The sequence below is a fragment of the Prevotella denticola genome (assembly GCF_900454835.1).
In the GTDB taxonomy this organism is placed as follows: Bacteria; Bacteroidota; Bacteroidia; order Bacteroidales; family Bacteroidaceae; genus Prevotella; species Prevotella denticola.
On record NZ_UGTM01000002.1, the window covers coordinates 1,017,206 to 1,037,228 of the forward strand.

Here is a 20,023-nt window from a genome sequence, read left to right on the forward strand (position 1 = left end):
GTCCGTGTCTGTCAGAAATCATATCCGATACCGACAGTGCAATAACTGCTACCGGCATCAGCCGTTTTCAGCAGATAGGCTCCGTTCAGGCACAGTCCGTGATACCTGAAACCGGCACCCATCGTAACATGGCTGAGGTCGTGAGAGCCGTATTCATACCCGGCACGCACTGATACCATCTTGTCATAAGTATATTCAAGTCCGCCGCCAGCCATGAGGGTCGTGTAATCTGACGGCTGGAAGAAGTAGCGGGAAGACAGGGCAGCCGCCACCTGGTGCCTGTCCGCCACATCCACCGACAACGCCCCTCCAACGGCAGCATACGTAGGCATTGATGTCTTGCTGCCGTTTCCATAATCGAGCCGGGGACCGATTGCACCCACCTTGGCATCTACCATGAGACGTGCAGACTTACGAGCGACGGTCACGCTGCTGTTCTGATAGGAGGCACCCACGGTGAATGCACCTCCGGTGGCATTCTTCGACAGGTGGCTGAAGAGGACGCTTCCCGTTGCATAGGCAGCGAATCCCTTGCCGATCATACAGGCATAACCCATGTCGATGGTCCAGTCGTAGGGCTTGTAATCCTTGGTCGGTTCACCGAGCATATCGTACCCCTTGAACTTCAGACCGCCAGCATACCGGAAGCCGGCAAACGCTGCATGATGCCTGGCGAATTGCCAGCCTACGGTGGCTGTATAGAGTCCGAATGTTCCGTCAGCCCCTTCTGCCTTTTCGTATAATGAGGCGGAAGCGTCTGCCGTGAACCTCTTGTCTACTGCAAAGAAAGCAGCAGGATTATTGTAAAGATACATCCCCTCGGCCGCTGCCGACACATTGCCCATAGCAGCAGTCCGTGCATCGGTGCTGGCAGTCAATATCGGGAGGTTCTGTCCCTGTGCATGGGCCTGCACAGCACAGAAGAGTGCTGTACAAGCTGTTAGAATGATATGTTTTGAATTCATACTCGTTTGTAATTATCGTTTGATGAACATCTGGGTGTGATTTCCCTTGCCCGTATGCACCGTAAGTCTGTAGGTTCCCGGATTCAGTCTGGAGAGATCCAGTGTTGCCACATGATTCCTGTCAGGAGTCACGTCAGCTTTCATCAGCCGTTCGCCTACGGTCGTGCTGACGACAAATTCCGCCTGCTTCACCTCGGGGTTGAGCAGCACATGGATGTCTTTCCTGACAGGAATGGGATAGACCGCATAAACCGGTGCGGACTTCCGTTCAACGACACGGATCTGGAAAGAAGCGTCAGAGGAGGTCTGGCGGCCATCTGTCGCAGACACATTGACACGTGTGATGCCCTTTGCCAGCGGCCGCAGCTGAAGATTGTCATTGCTGACGGCGGTAGAGGCGATGCTGCCGTTAGAAACATCGGCTTTGTACGTAAGGCGGTTCTTACCGCTGTATGCGTAATGTTCCGTCAAGGGAATTGTCACGATGCCTTCATCCAGGCCGATGATACAGTTGTCGAACGGCTTTTCCAACTGCGGCGGGATATACTTGACGATCCGGAACGTAAAGCTCTTCTCTGCCTTTGCTCCCAAGTCGTCTGTGAGAATGAACGTACAGGTATAACTGCCTGCCGCAAGCACAGGGACAAGGTGTACGGTCACCGTAGACCGGTTCAAGGTGTAGGAAACGCCCTTGGTCTCGCCCGCAGTCTTTATGTCCCAGCCATGTCCGTCAGGGTCGGAAACATTGAAACTGAAGGACTTCCGCTCGTCTTCGCCCACTTCGATGACCCCTTCCGGGAACCCGCTCGTCTCCGGAGCATGGTTGAGCTTCGTCGTACATTGCCGTATGACCGGTGCCGAGAGATTACCCCAACGGTCCACAGCCACTACGGCAATGCTGTACGTCTTGTTGTCCTGAAGGTCGTTGAAAGTGTATTTCAACGTTTCGCCCAGACGGTGTCCCACACCGTTCACCTCCTTGTAGTTCATGTCCTTGAGACTTTCAGGCGTCAGATCGCCGGGGCTGATGTACAGCCGGTAGAAGGCTGCCGTCTTGTCCTCGTCCTTCGCAATGCTCCATTCAGCGGTGACATCCACGAAGTCAGGGGTCAGCGACAACGTTCCGACTTTCTCAGGTGCAATCCCCGTATCGGTCTCAAAGGCAGCCTCGGCGTCGATATATCCCCGGCCTAACTTCCCTTTGTATGCCGGGTTCTGTTCGTCGATGTTGTAAGGTCTGTATGCAGTCGTCAGCCGCGACTTCAATTCCTCGTTGGTGAAGCCCTGCTTCCCGAAGTAGGATGCGATAAGTGCGGCAATACCCGAAACGTGCGGGCAGGCCATGGATGTCCCCTGGAAGTAGGCGTAACCGGAAGCTGCCTTGCGCTTAGGGACAGTACTCAGCACACCAGCCTCCGTACCGTAACGGTCCTGATCACCGCCCGGTGCCATGATCGTGACCCATTTGGCATAATTGCTGTAGCTGGCCTTGGTGAAATCCCAGGCCATAGCAGAGACCGAGACGGCCGGGGGATAGCAGGCGGGGTAAGCCGAGAACTCCTTGTTCTCGTTGCCGGCAGCGAATACGACTACGCCCCCCTTCATCGGAGAGTCCGCCCGCTGCTGTCCGTTGGCATCACAGCCCGCCATCTTGATGAAGTAGTCGACAGCCTCCTTGAGCAGCTGCGGCATTGCCGTGACACCCGCTGTGGACGCATATCCCCATGAGTTCTGGCAGATGACGGCTCCGTTGTCAGCCGCATACTTGATGGCAGCCGCCGCATCGCCCTGCTCGTTCTTCCTCCGGAAAATCTGACAGCTCATCAGCCGTACGCCGCTGCCGGCTGTCCCATCACCGCCGGCTATGCCGGCAACACCCTTTCCGTTGTTGTTACGTGCGCCGACCGTGCCGGCGACGTGTGTGCCGTGTCCTTCGTCGTCAGGCTCTATCGTGCCTCCGACAACATCCTTTGCTTCAACAAAGTTGTAACCGTAGACATCGTCTATGAAACCGTTGCCGTCATCGTCGACACCAGGCTGTCCGTTCTTTTCCTTCTCGTTGATGTAGAGATTGTCCACAAGGTCCTCATGGGTAACGTCAATACCGCCGTCGACAATGGCTACAATGACATTCTTCCTGCCGGTTGTGTATTTCTCCCATACCGGCCTGACGTTGCAGTCAGCCCCCTTCTTTGCACGGACGCTGATCGACCCGTCATTGTAATAATGCCACTGCTTTGCCAGAAGCGGGTCGTCAAATCCGCCTGCCGCCGCCTGCTGCATGGAAGCATCCGCGCCAGCTGCCGTATAAGGCTTTGCAGTGATTCCCGGCCGTGCAATGGGCAGGACACGTTCGGCGTATTCCACTCCCTTCGCCTTGCTGAACTGCTGTACGACAGCAGCAACATCCTTGCTGTCGTCGAAATAGACAGTGTACCAGCGGTCAAGTCCCGCTGCCACGGTCCGTGCCTCATAGACTCCTGCGGGCTTGAAGACCCTTTCCATCCTGTAGGCACCGGCGTATTGCATGGCGGAAGACATTGCCGAGGGCACGCTCTGCATCTCTACCTCCCCGCTTCGGGTAGCAGGCAAGGCGGCACTGGCAGCCTTCGACAGCTTCACGTGGACACATCCCTTTACTGCAAAGAGATCCTTGTCAATGTTAACGGAGCGTGTACCGCTGCCGGCTGCTTCCATGTCGATACTGTCCTGACACGACATGAGCATCATACCCGAGAGCGCACACGCACATAAAAATATAATGGTTTTCTTCATTACTGTTCTCTTCTATATTACTTCCTTACTTTGTGCTCCTTGAGCATACGCTCTATCTTTGCCATCCGCTGCTGCTTGCTTCCTTCAAAAACATTCTTCTTGTAAAGCACGCTGACCTGCATGACCGGCTGTCCGTCGTTCACATCGGAGAACTTACCGCCGGAGATAGCCAGCGTCAGATAATCGGAGCGGCGGGCATAGACATGATGCTGGCCGTTGTAACTGACGAACTCGAAACCGTTTGAAGTGAGCAGCCTGTCAAACTCACGGGTCACAAACCATTCGTTGCCATACTGCCAGATGCCCAGATTCGGCCGGCTGAAGCTCATGCTGTACTGCTCGACACTCCCTTCCTTGTCCTGCGGAGCAGGATTGTCACCGCCACGGGTATAGAAGTAATAGATGCGGGCTACCAGCGTCGGATCGGTCGTCTTGTAGACGATTGCCTCAACCTCACTGCTCTTGGAAACCTGCCGCTTCACCTCTTCGCTCTTCTTGCCTGCTTCGTACTCCTCTACCGCACCGACCTTCTTGTCAGCCTTGTCCAGAAGCTCGAGCGGGCCGAGCTCAAGGTGCCGGAACGTCTCATAATCACGGTCCTGCTCATGCATCTGATAGAAGAACAACACGACACTGTTGTTGCTCTCCATAATGTCGACGTCCATGGTGAAGTGTTCCCGCACATTGATGTAATGGTTCGGGTCTTTCTCGTCCCTCACGTAGCCGCTGCCTTTCAGGAAGTCCTGGAAAGCCTGCGACTTCACCGCATCGACGCCTTCCTTTACCAGCGAACGCGTATAAATGCGGGTGGGAACGAAATGCTTTGTGTCGTGAACGTAGACAACATCCTTGAACAAGGGAGAGGGGGTCTTGAAGAAATAGCTTTCCTCATAGATTCCGTTCTCCGCATCCGGCGCTCCGTACTCCGAGAGAATACTTCCCCGGCGGATTTCAAAGTCCATCATCCTGTGCAGGCTGAAAGGATTGCCCGGGTTGCAGGCCAGGATGAAGGTTGCCACACCCGGCTGCCTGACAGCAATGTCATGCGTTTTCCCACCGACTGATACAGTCAGCTTCGTTGTCCTTTCCACAGTACCATAGTTCGGTTTGGAAATGAATTTCAGGCCACGCTTCTTCTTGATGACCTGCATCCATTCGGGCTGTTCGCTCTGGTGCAGCTCGTACAGACTGCTTTCCATGTTCACGTCGACGGTCGTCGTACCGCCTGCCTGCGGCAGGACAACCTCGCCGTTGGCAATATCCAGTGAAAAGTCAGCGGCACTCTGCCTTACCATGATTTTCTCCACTGCCAGACCGCCGTCAACGAGGATGTAACTGCTCCGTTCCACGCCGGTCGTATTGGCATCCACCCTTACGGCAATTTCGTTCCCGCTCTGTGTGAGATGAATCCACGGCTTGGGTGTCGTGGCAATCCATTCTTTGCAGTCCGTGTTTACGGTAATGGTCTTCTCTCCCATCTGGTTGGAAAAGGTGATGTCTTTCTCTGAAACATTCAGCTGCGGTTGCTCAAAGCTGTCCTTTTCAGAACAGCCCGCCACCATCGCCAGTACCAGACACAGGAAGGCGAACTGCAGCAGCTTATGTAAATTCATTATACGCATATCAGGATAACATTTAAATAAGGTATAACCACCTGGCTAAAACTTCAACGTCTGCTTTGCCTCCATGAAGTTCCGGACCATCCTTGCCTGCGCCTTCACGGCCTTGCTGCCTGCACCAGACACTGACGGGTCGTAGCTGTAGAGCAGTGCGAGTGTCGGCACATTGTTGTCGGCTACGCAGGTGACAGCGATGACAAGATGGTCACGCTCGCGGGCGAAGAAGTGATTGTTGCCGGAAGAACGGAGGTAAGAGAAACCTTCCTCACCGAGTTTCTTCTTGATTTCATTCGTGGCAATCCATTTGTTCCCATATTTCCATACACCGAGACTCGTGTCTTTGAAGAGCAGCGCACCGATCTGTACGCTCCCCAGTTTTGCAGGGACGTTGCCGTCCTTGTCCGTCGTATAGAAGATGTGGATGCGGGCATAGGGAGCCGACGGACTTTCGTTCTTCTTCAACGTGTACTGAAGCTGTGACACTTCCGTGTCCTTGTTCTCGTTCATCGTGCGCTCTTCTTCCTTGCTGCCGGCATTCTTTTCATACTGTTCCACCTGGGCTACCTTCACGTTGTCGGCCTGCAGAAGCTCAAGCGGATAATAAGGAATCCTGTCGAAGGTCTTGTATTCTCCCGTCTGCTTCATCACCGGCGTGAAGGTAAGGTTGACGCCTTCATTGTTCTCCTTTTCCGAGATGTAGATCTTCAACGAGAGCAGCTCCTTCTCGTTCATATATTCTCTGTCCGACTCGGAGTTGCTGCGCACATAACCGTTGTCGGCAAGGAACCGCCCGAAAGCCTTGTCCTTGACGGCCGCTATGGCCTTGGTGCCGTCGCCGACAGTGATGATCTGCGAGGGCGTAACGCCGTCAGAGCTGCAATACTGTATCAGTGTGAAGATCGGTGAAGGAGTGATGAACGTGTACATTTCCTCCAGACCGTATGCCGGCATCGCCGTCTGGTACTCGCGCAGATAGCTGCCGCGTCCCAGCTCGTATTCCATGATTCTGTGTACATCCTGCGGCGCACCGGGATTGATGGGAAGGATATAACGCTGGATGCCCGACTGCGACACGACGATCTCACGGGTGACGCTGCCGCTCTTGGCATACAGCTTCACCTCACGTTTCTGATAAGTATCGTTACGTCCGGCAACCAGCTTTATCTCTTCGTCAGACTTGACGATCTTGAGCCAGTCGACCTCTTCACTCGGCGTAACCTCGTAAACCGACGAATTGGTCGTTACGTCGATTGTCTTTTCGCCGCCTGTCTGGGGCAGATAGATGGCGGTCGGGACAACGTCGAGCGTCACGTCGGCCGCACTCTGCTTCACCTCTATTTTTCCCGTGGCTCCGTTGGCGTTCACGAGCACGTAACCGGTACGCTCCACCCCCATCTTGTTTTCTCCCACCTTCACTTTCAGGAGATTGCCGTCCTGCACCAGCGAAATCCAGTCGCCCTCCTGGGGAGACGAAGCGACCCAGCTGCTCTGGTTCGTTGTCACGCTGATGTTCCTTTCACCGACTCCCTTGTCAAACGCAACATTGTTCTCCGAGAGAACCAGTGTCGGCAGCTCAAACTCGTCTTCCTTTGCACAGGAGAACAGGCAAAGAAGGATTCCACCAAGGAAAAGGGAGTAAAAAGTCTTTCTTAAATTCATACTCTTCAAGGTTTTTGTCAGATAAAAATTAATTTGGATGATGTTCTGAAATTATATTGATAATTCCGGGCAGGGACATGAATAATGGCTTGACGACATCGCACCGGCATATCGATTCGGATGGGCAAAGCCCTTTGCGAAGCGGCTCGGGCAGGTGAAAATTCTTCATCGGTTATTGCGGATATGTAAATTCCTGTGCAAAGGTACTCCCTTCTTGCTGATACGGCAATACTCATTTATGAGTAATTTCCAGCAGTTTATGCGTGAAATCACATGGAAGCACGACACAAGCAAAAGTCAAGACAAACTATAGACTGACACCTCCCAACCGTCAGGGAACTCTGTTCCCAGCCGTCGGGAACTGGATTCCCAGCCGTCGGGAACAGAATTCCCGGCTATTGGGAATATCCTTCCTCGTAAATTGTTTCTTTCAGACTTACTTTCCATTTTCTCACTTTTATTTGCTACCTTTGTAGCCCGATGCTGTCGGCACAACAGACATAAGGAGGCTGCTGAACGACAGGACATTTCTACACCGCCTCGATTGCGGCAAGCATACATGGAGTGACGGGACGGATTCTGTAGAAATGCTGTCCGCATCACAGGACGATAACATAATAACATAAAACAAGAGGGAAGATGGACTTTTCGGATGTCATAGGACAGGATGCGGTCAGCAACAGGCTCGTGCAGATGGTGAAGGAAGACCGACTGCCGCACGCACTGCTCTTCTGCGGTCCAGAGGGGACAGGCAAGATGGCACTTGCCATGGCGTTTGCCTGCTATCTGCTTGCCGGTGACGAAGCCGGAGATGCCGTTCCGACCTCTGTCTCCAACGCCAGAGCCATGCTCCGGCAGTGGGAACATCCCGACCTTCACTTCTCCTACCCCACCATAAAACTGCCCGGCATGAGCAGCGAACACCAGCCTGTAAGCAGCGATTTTGCCAAGGAATGGCATGATCTCATCATGCAGGGAGCCTACTTCACCATGAACCAGTGGATGAAGCAGATGGGAGCGACCACGCAGCAGGCCATCATCACGGGGGCCGAGAGCGATGAACTGGCACGTGTACTGGCACTGAAATCAAGTCAGGGAGGCTACAAGGTCGCCATTATCTGGCGACCCGAACGGATGAATCTCACCTCGGCCAACAAACTGCTGAAACTCCTCGAGGAACCCCCGCAGGGCACCGTCTTCCTCATGGTAAGCGAAGAACCGGAGAAGCTGCTTGAGACCATCGTCAGCCGTACACAGCGCATCGATGTGAAACGCATCGACGACGAAGCAGTGGAACAGGCGCTCATCGCACGGAGAGGAATCGATGCCGATGCGGCACACCGCATTGCACGCATCGCACACGGCAGCTGGCTGAAAGCCTTGGAGTCGCTGGACACCGGCAATGAAAGCCGCGAGTTCCTCAATATGTTCCAAATGCTCATGCGTCTCTGCTACCTCCGCAACGTGAAGGACCTCAAGCGATGGAGCGAGGTGACGGCAGGCTACGGACGCGAAAAGGAACGTCGTATGCTTGTTTATTTCCAGCAGCAGGTACGAGAGAACTTCATGTTCAACTTCCGCAATCCGGAACTCAACTACATGACACTGGAGGAAGAGAACTTTGCAAAGAACTTCGCCCGGTTCATCAATGAAGCGAACGTCATCGAAATCAACGAACTGTTCCAGCGGGCCGGCCGGGACATAGGACAGAATGCAAATGCCAAGATCGTCCTCTACGACATGGCACTGAAGCTCATTGTCCTGCTGTTGAAGAAGTAAATAAAATCGGCAGCTGGCCATCAACGCCTATCAACGTCCCCCTCCCCATCACCGCTTATTATTGCTTATCACTGCCCGCCACATCCCCTCTCTCCGAGGAATCCGGGGGCTTCTTAAAATACAAAACAATGGATTACAAAGATATGAAATTCAAGGTCTGGCACGGTTGCGACCGTGGTTTATGCCACAAGGGATGCGGCAGACAGGACCGCCAGCTGAACACCTTCGACTGGCTGGCCGACGTGCCGGGCAATAACCAGACAACCGACCTTGTCGAAGTACAATTCAAGAACACCCGAAAAGGATACTACCACAATGCCAATAACCTTGACCTCAAGAAAGGAGACATCGTGGCTGTGGAGGCCAACCCCGGACATGACATCGGGGTCGTCACACTGACGGGACGGCTTGTCAAGCTACAGATAAAGAAAACCTCCTGCGTGAAGTCGCCCGACGACATCAAGCGTGTCTACCGCCTTGCAAAGGAGGTGGATATGCAGAAGTACCGTGAGGCAAAGGCACGTGAACACAAAACGATGATCGAGAGCCGGCAGATTGCCAAAGGACTGGGACTGAAGATGAAGATCGGTGACGTGGAGTATCAGGGCGACGGCAACAAAGCCATCTTCTATTACATCGCCGACGAGCGGGTGGACTTCCGCCAGCTCATCAAAGACCTTGCAGCTGCCTTCCATGTACGCATCGAGATGAAACAGATCGGGGCACGGCAGGAAGCCGGACGCATCGGCGGAACAGGTCCTTGCGGACGGGAACTCTGCTGTGCCACATGGATGAAGAGTTTCTCCAGCGTCTCCACCACGGCAGCACGCATCCAGGACATCTCGCTCAACCCCACCAAGCTGGCGGGTATGTGTGCCAAGCTGAAATGCTGTCTGAACTATGAGGTGGACGACTACATGGAGGCTGCCCGCAAGCTACCGAGCAAGGAAGTGCTCCTGGAGACAATGGACGGTGAATACCATCTCTTCAAGACCGATATCCTCAGCGGACAGTGTACTTACTCTACCGACAAGAACCTCGGGGCCAACCTCGAGACCATCAGTGCCGAGCGCGCCAGGGAAATCATCGAAATGAACCGATGCGGAGAGAAACCGCTGTCGCTCCTCGAAGACGGAAAGGCCAAACCCGTCAGGAAGCCTGTCGACCTGCTGGCCGGTGCCGACCTCAGCCGGTTCGACAAGGCAAAAAAACGCAGAAAGAACAATACACAGCGTAACGGCAACACACAGCAAGGCAACCGCCGCAGCTCACGTGAAGGGCAGGACGGTTTCCGCCCCCAGAACGACAGAAGACGCTCCCAGAGCGACAGCCGCCGGACACAGAACGGCAACCGGCGTCCGTACAACGGGGCACATCCTGCACAACAGCGGAGTGCAGCCGCAATGCCGGAGACAGACAGGAGAATCGAACAGGGACAACCTCAGCAAACGGAAAGAACACAGGAATGAGACATAAGGTTTCCACCTTATTATATATGGCAGCACTCACGGCAACCGTCGCTGGTGCTGTCTCGTGCAGCGATTCCCGGACCTACGACCACTACGAGAGTGTGCCGCTTCAGGGCTGGCTGCGCAACGACACGCTTGTCTTCGATGTACCCCGGCAATGGGAAGGCACCTATCAGTTAGGCCTCGGCATACGTGCCGCACAGACTTACCCCTACCGCAGCATAAGTATGCTCATGGAACGAAAGGTAATCAACTGCAGGCACCGGAAGAAGCTGGAGACCCTCTACCATGACACCATCAACTGCGAAATCATCACCGACAAGGGGGTGCTGGCAGGGCAGGACGGCATCAGCAGCACCGAAATCCTCCATCCCGTCACCACCTTTCAACTGAACCGCAACGACTCTCTGCACATTACCGTACACCATATCATGAGCCGGGATGCCGTTCCCGGCATCAGTGACATCGGCCTCAGAATGGAACGGAAATAACCGTCCCGACCGTCTTCTACTGGTCGACACGGCCTGTCTGCCAGTCTGCAAAAGCTGTATGCCTGCCGGACAGGAACTGACAGGAATCAGTCTTTAGGGCGGAGATAGCCCGTTGGTATGGTCTTCTGAGGCTCATCTACATTACGGTCAAGTTTCTTGCGTCCGAAGTCAAAACAATAAGACAGCTTGACGACGACGGACGGGGAAATGTCCGGCGATATAAACCTGTCAGTACGCTGGTAGATTTCCGAGTTGATGTATTCCTTTCCATAAGTCTTACGATTGAAGAAGTTAGCCAGTGACACCGAAGCGAACCACCTTCCTTTCGCATAAGACGCAGAAAGACTGTAGACACAGGGGAGATCAGAATAAGCGGATGAGGTAAAGTCCATGCTTTTGTATTTTGACACATAGCTCCCGGAGAACGTAAAGCTACCACAGCTGTACATCGCATCAAACGAACAGACAAAGCCCCTTAGAGGATTCCTGAAATCATCGTTGGTCTTCATCGTGTAATACGAAATCCCCCCAGACACCTGCAGACTGTTGTCGAGAAGGAAAGAAGTCACTTTATAATCGAACATAAACTGACACAAGGACTTTCCTAAAGCGTAGGAATGAATCAGCCGGTTATTTTCCTGATAATAGACATCATGTATGCTGTGCCGCGACAGAAAAGCGTTTACCGACGCATTCATCATCAGTCTGCTGAAGCTGTACGAATAGGACACTGACGGCATATAAGCTACCACGTGCTCCAGTTCCTTGTTTCCTTTCACCTGCTCATAGGCATTCACATTCTGATAAAGATCGCTCTTCCATTGGATAGGGGGAGCGACATATCCGGTCTTGGCGTTTACGACAAGATGTCCCTTCTCCCCTGTCTTGCAGGAAACATACAGTGTGGGGAGGAAGAGCCAGGTGTTCTCTTCCGCATCACTGACCTTGGACGACACATGGCGCAACGTAAGCTCCGTCTGGGCAAACAGCCGCTCGGAGAAAGAATAACGGTATTGAAGGTCAGCCTGTATATAATTGTTGACAAGCCGCTGCCTGCTGTCCACGTCACCTCCATACCGATCTTTATAGACATTCCCGAGGTCATAGAGCCGGAATGTAAAACCGCCGTTCTTTTCCGTATTATGGATATAGGTCAGCCCCACGCTGAAATCATGGCTGTTCTCCATCGTCGAAACAGCCGAGCCGTAAGCACCTTCTGTCATCGTTCTGTCGAAATCATTATGCCCATACTGATAGGAACCTGCAAGCATCAGATAATTCTTCTTGTCCAAGGTGTAATACGTATAGCCGTTAAGATAAACACTCGCATTTCTCGCATTCTCCCTCACGACAGACAGAGAGGGAGAATACACAGCTGGAAGATAGGCTGACGAGGAGACATTGTCACTATGAGGGATGTGCTCCATCACACCACCGACCTTCAAGGAAATCTGCACCCTGTCGGTTATCCTGTTCATACCCCAGTAGAAATAAGGTTTTGTCGAGGAAAGCCTGTAGTCATCCGTTACCGACTTTCTCTTGAAAGACACCGGCAGTCCGACCTTCTCTTCCACCTCATTCTCATTTTTCCTGTAGTCGGTAAAATCCGTTCCCGCAATTAGACTGTGCGTCCACGTGTTACAGTTGTATTTAAGTACAGCACCATATTCTCCTGCCGTGTTCAGCAGCGTCGTAGACGATCTCAGCTCAAGATATCCGCCATGGCGATAGCTTCTCACGATGTAGTCGACAACTGCTTCATAACCGGCAAACTTTCCTGTCGGAACAGAATGATAGTCTATCCTTATGACATCATTCGGTCTCACCGCATTGATTTCTTCCCGGCTTGCCGGTACGCCATTGATACACAATGTCACGTTCTTCCTATCCGAAGTAGAGACCGTGCCGGAAGTCTTACTGATGCGGAGTTCCGGTATCATCATGTTAGCCAGAAGGCCCAGCCCCGTATTCGTTCCTTTCCGTTGTTTCTGTACCGGGAAATACATCGATTTGCTATTCCCATGTATGACCCTGCTTCCTTGTACGACCACCTCCTGCAAGGCGACGGCATCTTCCTCCAGTACGAAATCCCGCCTGATTTCCACCTGCTTTCCTCTGAAGACAGCTTTCTGCGACTTGAAACCCTCATAGCTCACACTTACCACGATACTGTCAGAACAGGGAACGGTGAGCGAGTAGAGACCTGTCACATCCGTCTGGACAGTTCTTGCTTCTCCAAGGCTGACCGCCCTTACCGTTGCATAAGGAAGTCCGGCACCACCCTTGTCCGATACGATACCCGAAAGCGTCGTCACATCCCCTCCATAACAGGCTATGGAAGAAATTACCGCCAGAAACAAAGAAAAAATACGAATCATAGTCTTCTGGATTATTTGTTTTTCTGCTGTAAATAGTACTGGAAGAGCATTTCTTTAAGGCTCTGTCTATTTTCTAGGATATAGTGATCACATAAGGTGTTCTTTCCTCCATCAAATTTATTTTCAAGTCGACTTCTAGGACACCCCCCACTACAAATCGGCAATATACTACATCCAAGACATCTCTTATCATTAACAAAAGTGCCATGAATCATATATCGTTTGAAAAGGGATGAGTTCCTAAATTTATCATCAACAACAGAACCAATTTCTCTTTCCCGAATACCTATATCTTCCAAGCATTTGTAAAGCTCTCCCTTCGGTCCTATAACAAAAGAATTACTTTGAGTTGCTATACATCCTTTGCAGATAGAAGTAGGGAAAAAAACGTTTTCATCATTTCTTGATAAAGAAGTATGGAATGTAGACAATTCTTTTGTTGAAAAAAAATTTGTCTTATAACCACAATCGTTATCTCCCCTCAAAATACCTGGATAAACATATATATTCGCTGCTTTAGGATACTTCCTGGCAATAGTCTCCTTAAACTCAAAGTAATCATGAGAATTATGCTTTCCAACATTAACCCTAATACTTATAAAAGAACTTGGACACCTTACTACAAACTCGTCTAAATTACACATTATCACATCAAATGAGCCTTTGCCTGTCGGGTAGACACGTAATTTATCATGATTATCCTTTACTCCATCAAAAGTAATCTGAATGTGGTTTAAGGGAAATCTCTCAAAAACATCAAGTACTTTTCCCCGTAATAGAGTCGCATTAGTTATAATTGAATGAAAATTAATCTTAATATTATTCAGCTCTAACCTCTGTAGGATATACTCCATTCGATCAATTGCTAATAAAGGCTCTCCTCCAAACCAAGTAAGATTCACAAAAGAGTTATCAGAATTCCTTTTAATAAATTCAAAAATATCATTACATATCTCATAAGAAATGATACTTTTAGGCTTTGAAACCTCAAAACAATATGGACATCTAAGGTTACATTGGATAGTTGGGGCAATCGTCAAATTCATTATTTGTCTTGAATAAGACCAAATGTTTTGTTTCAAAATTATACCATCTAAAAAGGACTGGTCATCAATATCTGTCGTTAGCACCCCCAAATCTACTAAACTTTTTACAATTGCATCATCTTCTAACAAAAAAGAGTCTTCTCCCTTTTTGAAAGATAACAATTCCTCATACAAATCTTTATTTAACTCCAAGAAACTATTGTTCTTGGAGTTAAAAAGAAAATACATATTATCTTGCTCAAAAAGCAATACATATTTAGATACTATCATACGACAGCTTCCATAAATTTAACATTATGCTATTCAAATACAATTGGGCTTAGGTTGAGGTGGGGGACCAGGATTTGGCTTAGGCTGAGGTGGGGGAGCCGTATAAGTGTGGCAAACCACTAAGCGCCTACAAACAATGACACAAAATCCTGTATCAGTTCCTGTATCCGATTTTCCACCCAGGACCTTTGACATGGACTCTTCTCCAATAACATCAGCCGGTTTTATAACCGTCAAATTGAATTTCTTTTTCATAAAGAATCAATTTAAGTTTCTTCTACTCGTATAGTTTTTCGATGCTACTCCTTTTTGACAGTCTGGTCTGCTGAGAAATATGTCGACAAATTAATCATTTAGGTTTATGGTGCAAATCTAATATTATGAAACAAGAAAAGCAAGGAAAACATTAGATAAATGGAAATCATTACAAAAGTTTAACATTTCAACAGTATCGAGTGGACTGTCCAACAGGAATCACCTGGTTGCAGCCCCAATCAATTCATTAAGAAGAACTGATTTTCTTTGACACGGACACCGTCATATGTCTATATTATGAATCGTGAGAACCTTTATACATCAGTTCTGATTTCAGACTCCGGACATCAACCTTACATACGCAAAGCTGACTGTGCGAACCATCTGATTTCCAGTACATTACAAGAAACATAACAAAAGGTGCTTAGTTCCATCGCAAGTAACGCCTGATTGACGTGCAAGTAAGCCTTGGTTGCAAGCCAAGTAACGCCTGATTGAAATCAAGACAGGCATGGGTTGCAATCCACATCCCGGCCGACCCTGAATTGTAATGCCGTTTACGCATTGAGACCGCATAATTTACTGCAACAAACAAGAATTTCCAGAAACTGAACTGGAAATTGAAAAAAATACCGTAAGTTTGCACCTGTTATCTCTATAGAATAATGAAACGGAACTTCTTAATCACGATATTTCTGGGCATAGGGCTGGGTGCCGCCGCCCAGGTTCACCGTCCCGTGTCCGTCCGTAAGGATATAAAGCCGCATACGGAGAGCATACAGGCGTATGCCGACTCTCTGGATGCCGCAAGAGACAGCATCTTTTCACGCAAGACACCAGGCTGGAAGCGTGACAGCCGGCTGCGCCGGAACAAAATGCAGCTGTTCATGCCGCTGACCTATTACGGCAATGTGGCAGAGAACCTGTTTACACGTGGCAGGAAAGACAATCCTTTCCTTGCAGAGCTGATGCGCCTCTATCTGTCGCGTCCCGACCTCGTGGCAGGGACAGACCGCGCGCTGCGCTCCCAGCAGACGAAGCTCGACGAGATTGAGACACCGATCCATCACGATGTGAAGCTGGTGGAGAAAGTCCCCCTGCGCCCTGCCGACCCACAGACAGTACCGGTCGAAGTCATGGTGCTGCGCCCTAACTTCTGGACTTTCCAGGGCGACTATGCCCTGCAGTTCCTGCAGAACTATGTGACAGGGAACTGGTACAAAGGAGGCGAAAGCAACTATTCGGCACTGGCCTCACTGGTGATGCAGGCCAATTACAATAACAAGCAGAAGGTAAAGTGGGAGAACCGGCTGGAACTGAAGTACGGCCTGCAGAGCAGCCGGTCGGACTCGCTGCACAACTTCAAGAGCACGGAAGACCTGATACGCCTCACGTCGAAACTGGGCCTGCAGGCAACGAAACGCTGGTATTATACGGTGCAGTTCATCGGCAACACACAGTTCTCCCGTTCCTACCGCTCGAACGACCCGAAGGTGTATGCCGCCTTCCTCTCGCCGCTGAACCTGAACCTCTCCCTCGGTATGGACTATGCCGTCGACTGGCTGGATCACCGCCTGAAAGGCAACTTCCATCTGGCCCCGTTGGCCTATAACATGAAGTACGCCCGTATGCTCGAGCTTTCTGACCGGCTGGGAATCGATGAAGGACGGCATTTCCTGCACGACTTCGGTTCAGAGTTCACCGTCGACCTGGAATGGCGGCTGCTGGAGCAGCTGTCATGGAAGACACGCCTATACGGCTATTCCACCTACAAACGTTCGGAACTGGAATGGGAAAACACCTTCACCTTCCAGTTCAACCGCTATATCTCGAGCCGCATCTTCATTTATCCACGCTTCGACGACGGTGTAGGACGTGACGACCATCATGCCTACTGGCAGCTGAAAGAATTTGCCTCGATAGGATTCCAGTACAGCTTCTGAACGCCTGCATAAAGGCTTCTGGTGCCGCCGCCGTCAACGGAAAGGCAATTTTCAAGGTCGCTCATTAGCATTTTCCGAATTTTATAACTACCTTTGCCATGTGGCAGTCTGTACAGACCCGGACAGGGGGAAGCACGCTGCCACACATGAAGACAAGCCATAACAGAAGCATACCGAATGAAAGAATTCATCATATCTGATGTCAAGGCAGAGACCGCCGTCCTCGTCGGTCTGATTACCAAGGAGCAGGACGAAGCCAAGACAAAGGAATACCTTGACGAACTGGAGTTCCTGGCCGATACGGCCGGCGCCGTCACCGTGAAACGCTTTACACAGCGTGTGAACGGCCCGAGCGCCGTCACCTATGTCGGCAAGGGAAAACTCGAAGAGATAAAAGAATACATCAAACAGAAAGAAGACGAGGATGATCCGGTCGGCATGGTCATCTTCGACGACGAACTTTCTGCCAAGCAGATGCGCAACATCGAACACGAACTCAGTGTGAAGATACTGGACCGCACCTCGCTCATCCTCGACATATTTGCCATGCGCGCCCAGACGGCCAACGCCAAGACACAGGTGGAACTGGCGCAGTACCGCTATATGCTCCCCCGCCTGCAGCGTCTGTGGACGCACCTGGAACGACAGGGCGGCGGCTCGGGATCGGGTGGCGGCAAGGGATCGGTAGGACTGCGCGGACCGGGCGAGACCCAGCTGGAGATGGACCGCCGCATCATCCTGCAGCGTATGTCGCTTCTGAAACAGCGGCTGGCCGAAATAGACAGACAGAAGAACACGCAGCGCAAGAACCGCGGACGGCTGATCCGTGTCGCCCTGGTGGGCTATACGAACGTAGGCAAGTCGACGACGATGAACCTGCTGGCGAAGAGCGAGGTCTTTGCCGAAAACAAACTCTTCGCCACACTGGACACGACCGTACGCAAGGTGGTCGTGGAAAACCTCCCCTTCCTGCTGGCAGACACCGTGGGATTTATCCGCAAGCTGCCGACCGACCTGGTCGATTCGTTCAAGTCGACACTCGACGAGGTACGGGAAGCCGACCTGCTGCTGCACATCGTAGACATTTCCCATCCTGACTTTGAAGAACAGATACAGGTCGTCAACAAGACACTGGCCGACCTCGGCTGTGCCGACAAGCCGTCGATGATCGTCTTCAACAAGATTGACAACTATCACTGGGTAGAAAAGGAAGAAGACGACCTCACGCCTGCTACGAAAGAGAACATCACGCTGGACGAACTGAAACGGACGTGGATGGCAAAGGAGCACGACAACTGCCTGTTCATATCCGCCAAGAGAAAGGAGAATATCGACGAGTTCAGGGAGGTGCTCTACAAGAAAGTGCGCGAGCTGCACGTCCAGAAATATCCCTACAACGATTTCCTCTATAACATAGAGGAGTAAAAAACGACGGGACAGCTCATTCCCTATGCTCACCCATCTGTCAGGACAATTAAAGAAAAGAAGTATGCAATACCGTTCCCTTACCTTTGAAGAGATAGAGACACTGGAGAAGAACAGCTGCTGGGCTGAAGACTGGAACCGGGTGGAGGTTTCCGAAGACGGATTCCAGGCGAAGTTCTTCCACCGGGTCATGTTCTACGGCGACATCCGGCTGGGCTGCTGCCAGAAGAATGTCGAGATTACCAAGGACTTCTTCAAGCATTCCGGCATCAACGATGCCACCCTGCGCAATGTGACCGTGGGCAATGACTGCCTGATAGAAAAGGTGGGGAACTATATCAACAACTACACCATCGGCGACGACTGCCTCATCTCCAATATCTCCGTCATGGAGACGACTGAAGGAGCGAGCTACGGTGAGGGCAACCTTATCTCAGTACTGAACGAGGTGGGCGATGGCAACGTGATTCTCTTCCACGACCTCAACAGCCAGTTCGCCGCCTTCATGGTGAAACACTTCAACGACAAAGACCTCAAGAACGCCATCCGCCGGCTGGTGTCGGAGGAAATTACCCGCACCAATCCGGAGCGCGGGACAATCGGCAACAACGTGAAGATCGTCAACACAAAGGAGATTACGAATACCGTCATACAGGACGACTGCGAGATTTCCGGAGCCAGCCGGCTGAGCGACTGTACCATTCTGAGCTCCGAGAACGCCAGCGTCTACATCGGGACGGGCGTCATCTGCGAAAACTCCATCATCTCTGACGGGTCGAGTATCGTGAACAGCGTGAAGATGCAGGACTGCTTCGTGGGTGAAGCCTGTCAGATAGCCAACGGCTTCACGGCATCACAGAGCGTGTTCTTTGCCAATTCGTTCATGGCGAACGGGGAAGCCTGTGCAGCCTTTTGCGGTCCGTTCTGCGCCTCCCATCACAAGAGTTCGCTGCTTATCGGCGGTATGTTCTCATTCTACAATGCAGGATCGGGGACCAATTTCTCCAACCACGCTTACAAGATGGGGCCGATGCACTGGGGCATACTGGAGCGCGGCACGAAGACGGCAAGCGGAAGTTACCTGCTCATGCCGGCGACCATCGGTACATTCTCCGTGTGCTTCGGCAAGCTGATGCACCATCCCAACACCACCGCACTGCCTTTCTCCTACCTCATCGCCGAGGCCGACAAGATGTTCCTCGTGCCGGGCAGGAACATCACCACCGTCGGTCTTTACCGTGACATACGGAAGTGGCCGAAGCGGGATATGCGCCCGCAGCAGTCGCAGAAGAGCATCGTCAACTTCGACTGGCTGTCACCTTTCTCCGTCGGCGAGATTCTCCGGGGAAAGAAGATACTTGAGAATCTGCGGCAGGCAAGCGGCGACAACGTCTCGTCGTACAACTACCACGAGTACGTCATCAACGCCAGCAGTCTGCGCAAGGGCATCAAATACTACGACATCGCACTGCGCATCTACATGGGAGCCGTACTCAAGCGGGCACACAAGTGGGGCTTCTTCGGGAAGCCGGAGACCGAAACAGGCACCGGAAGATGGGACGACCTGTCAGGACTTCTGCTCCCCGTATCGGAGGAGCAGCGGCTGATCGACGACATCAAGAACGGCAGTCTGGAGACGATACAGGAAGTGGTCGAACGCTTCTGCGAAATCAACGACAACTACCGGATTTACCAGTGGGCATGGACTTACCGCCTGATCTTAGAATACTACGGCATCACGGAGATTACCGATGAAGATGATGCACGTATCAGGCAAGACTATGTCGAGGCGCGCCGGGCATGGATTGCAGAGATACGAAAGGATGCAGAGAAGGAGTACGAGATGGGCGACGTTGACAGAGAGGTCTTCGAGTCGTTCGTCAACAGCCTCGATCATGAGATTGACTTTGAGAACTGACAAATCATACCTTATAGTATTGTATAAAACA

At 51.6% G+C, this 20,023-nt stretch carries 12 protein-coding genes; 6 read left to right on the forward strand and 6 right to left on the reverse strand.

Translation table 11 applies throughout. The features are described from left to right. Nucleotides 1-11: 11 nt before the first annotated feature. From DYH27_RS12425 to DYH27_RS12440, 4 genes are read right to left on the reverse strand one after another with little or no spacing between them, the layout of a single operon-like run. Complete coding sequence (locus DYH27_RS12425) at nt 12-965, reverse strand: PorV/PorQ family protein (RefSeq protein WP_025067506.1); 954 nt, start codon at nt 963-965, stop codon at nt 12-14. Between the two features lie 12 nt (nt 966-977). Beyond that, a complete protein-coding gene (locus tag DYH27_RS12430) occupies nt 978-3,740 on the reverse strand; it encodes a S8 family serine peptidase (RefSeq protein ID WP_029216412.1) in 2,763 nt (920 codons plus the stop codon). A 17-nt stretch (nt 3,741-3,757) separates the two neighbouring features. After that, on the reverse strand, nt 3,758-5,362 hold the full coding sequence (locus DYH27_RS12435; protein WP_029216411.1) for a BACON domain-containing protein: 1,605 nt from the start codon (nt 5,360-5,362) through the stop codon (nt 3,758-3,760). Between the two features lie 36 nt (nt 5,363-5,398). Continuing rightward, complete coding sequence (locus tag DYH27_RS12440) at nt 5,399-7,018, reverse strand: BACON domain-containing protein (protein ID WP_025067507.1); 1,620 nt, start codon at nt 7,016-7,018, stop codon at nt 5,399-5,401. 639 nt (nt 7,019-7,657) lie between these two features. On the opposite strand from DYH27_RS12440, the gene DYH27_RS12445 reads away from it, so the two are divergent. The 3 genes from DYH27_RS12445 (at nt 7,658) to DYH27_RS12455 (ending at nt 10,757) form a co-directional block, all read left to right on the forward strand. Further along, nucleotides 7,658-8,797: a DNA polymerase III subunit gene (locus tag DYH27_RS12445; RefSeq protein ID WP_025067508.1), complete on the forward strand. Its 1,140-nt coding sequence runs from the start codon at nt 7,658-7,660 to the stop codon at nt 8,795-8,797. A 128-nt stretch (nt 8,798-8,925) separates the two neighbouring features. Continuing rightward, complete coding sequence (locus tag DYH27_RS12450; RefSeq protein WP_025067509.1) at nt 8,926-10,266, forward strand: PSP1 domain-containing protein; 1,341 nt, start codon at nt 8,926-8,928, stop codon at nt 10,264-10,266. Then, nucleotides 10,263-10,757 carry a gliding motility lipoprotein GldH gene (locus DYH27_RS12455; protein ID WP_025067510.1) on the forward strand — a complete coding sequence of 165 codons (495 nt, stop codon included), beginning with the start codon at nt 10,263-10,265 and terminating at the stop codon, nt 10,755-10,757. The genes DYH27_RS12450 and DYH27_RS12455 overlap by 4 nt, the downstream gene beginning before the upstream one ends. Nucleotides 10,758-10,843: 86 nt before the next feature. Here the strand turns inward: DYH27_RS12455 and DYH27_RS12460 are convergent, their stop codons facing one another. Together DYH27_RS12460 and DYH27_RS12465 are read right to left on the reverse strand one after the other, a co-directional pair. Continuing rightward, on the reverse strand, nt 10,844-13,135 hold the full coding sequence (locus DYH27_RS12460; RefSeq protein WP_029216410.1) for a carboxypeptidase regulatory-like domain-containing protein: 2,292 nt from the start codon (nt 13,133-13,135) through the stop codon (nt 10,844-10,846). An 11-nt stretch (nt 13,136-13,146) separates the two neighbouring features. After that, nucleotides 13,147-14,451: a radical SAM/SPASM domain-containing protein gene (locus tag DYH27_RS12465; protein ID WP_025067511.1), complete on the reverse strand. Its 1,305-nt coding sequence runs from the start codon at nt 14,449-14,451 to the stop codon at nt 13,147-13,149. Between the two features lie 920 nt (nt 14,452-15,371). On the opposite strand from DYH27_RS12465, the gene DYH27_RS12470 reads away from it, so the two are divergent. From DYH27_RS12470 to DYH27_RS12480, 3 genes are all read left to right on the forward strand, one after another. Beyond that, the gene (locus DYH27_RS12470; RefSeq protein WP_004353879.1) at nt 15,372-16,649 is read left to right on the forward strand and encodes a DUF3078 domain-containing protein; all 1,278 of its coding nucleotides are present in this window, start codon (nt 15,372-15,374) and stop codon (nt 16,647-16,649) included. A 177-nt stretch (nt 16,650-16,826) separates the two neighbouring features. Next, nucleotides 16,827-18,074 (forward strand): GTPase HflX, encoded by a 1,248-nt coding sequence (gene hflX, locus DYH27_RS12475; protein ID WP_025067512.1) that lies wholly within the window; start codon nt 16,827-16,829, stop codon nt 18,072-18,074. 64 nt (nt 18,075-18,138) lie between these two features. Continuing rightward, nucleotides 18,139-19,992: a DUF4954 family protein gene (locus DYH27_RS12480; RefSeq protein WP_029216409.1), complete on the forward strand. Its 1,854-nt coding sequence runs from the start codon at nt 18,139-18,141 to the stop codon at nt 19,990-19,992. Nucleotides 19,993-20,023 lie beyond the last annotated feature (31 nt).

What these genes read in the sequence shown, in the direction of transcription:
- hflX (WP_025067512.1), top strand. Translation starts at nt 16,827, where the DNA reads ATGAAAGAATTCATCATATCTGATGTCAAGGCAGAGACCGCCGTCCTC.
- DYH27_RS12470 (WP_004353879.1), top strand. Translation starts at nt 15,372, where the DNA reads ATGAAACGGAACTTCTTAATCACGATATTTCTGGGCATAGGGCTGGGT.
- DYH27_RS12455 (WP_025067510.1), top strand. Translation starts at nt 10,263, where the DNA reads ATGAGACATAAGGTTTCCACCTTATTATATATGGCAGCACTCACGGCA.
- DYH27_RS12440 (WP_025067507.1), bottom strand. Translation starts at nt 7,018, where the DNA reads ATGAATTTAAGAAAGACTTTTTACTCCCTTTTCCTTGGTGGAATCCTT.
- DYH27_RS12480 (WP_029216409.1), top strand. Translation starts at nt 18,139, where the DNA reads ATGCAATACCGTTCCCTTACCTTTGAAGAGATAGAGACACTGGAGAAG.
- DYH27_RS12445 (WP_025067508.1), top strand. Translation starts at nt 7,658, where the DNA reads ATGGACTTTTCGGATGTCATAGGACAGGATGCGGTCAGCAACAGGCTC.
- DYH27_RS12430 (WP_029216412.1), bottom strand. Translation starts at nt 3,740, where the DNA reads ATGAAGAAAACCATTATATTTTTATGTGCGTGTGCGCTCTCGGGTATG.
- DYH27_RS12425 (WP_025067506.1), bottom strand. Translation starts at nt 965, where the DNA reads ATGAATTCAAAACATATCATTCTAACAGCTTGTACAGCACTCTTCTGT.
- DYH27_RS12465 (WP_025067511.1), bottom strand. Translation starts at nt 14,451, where the DNA reads ATGATAGTATCTAAATATGTATTGCTTTTTGAGCAAGATAATATGTAT.
- DYH27_RS12460 (WP_029216410.1), bottom strand. Translation starts at nt 13,135, where the DNA reads ATGATTCGTATTTTTTCTTTGTTTCTGGCGGTAATTTCTTCCATAGCC.
- DYH27_RS12450 (WP_025067509.1), top strand. Translation starts at nt 8,926, where the DNA reads ATGGATTACAAAGATATGAAATTCAAGGTCTGGCACGGTTGCGACCGT.
- DYH27_RS12435 (WP_029216411.1), bottom strand. Translation starts at nt 5,362, where the DNA reads ATGCGTATAATGAATTTACATAAGCTGCTGCAGTTCGCCTTCCTGTGT.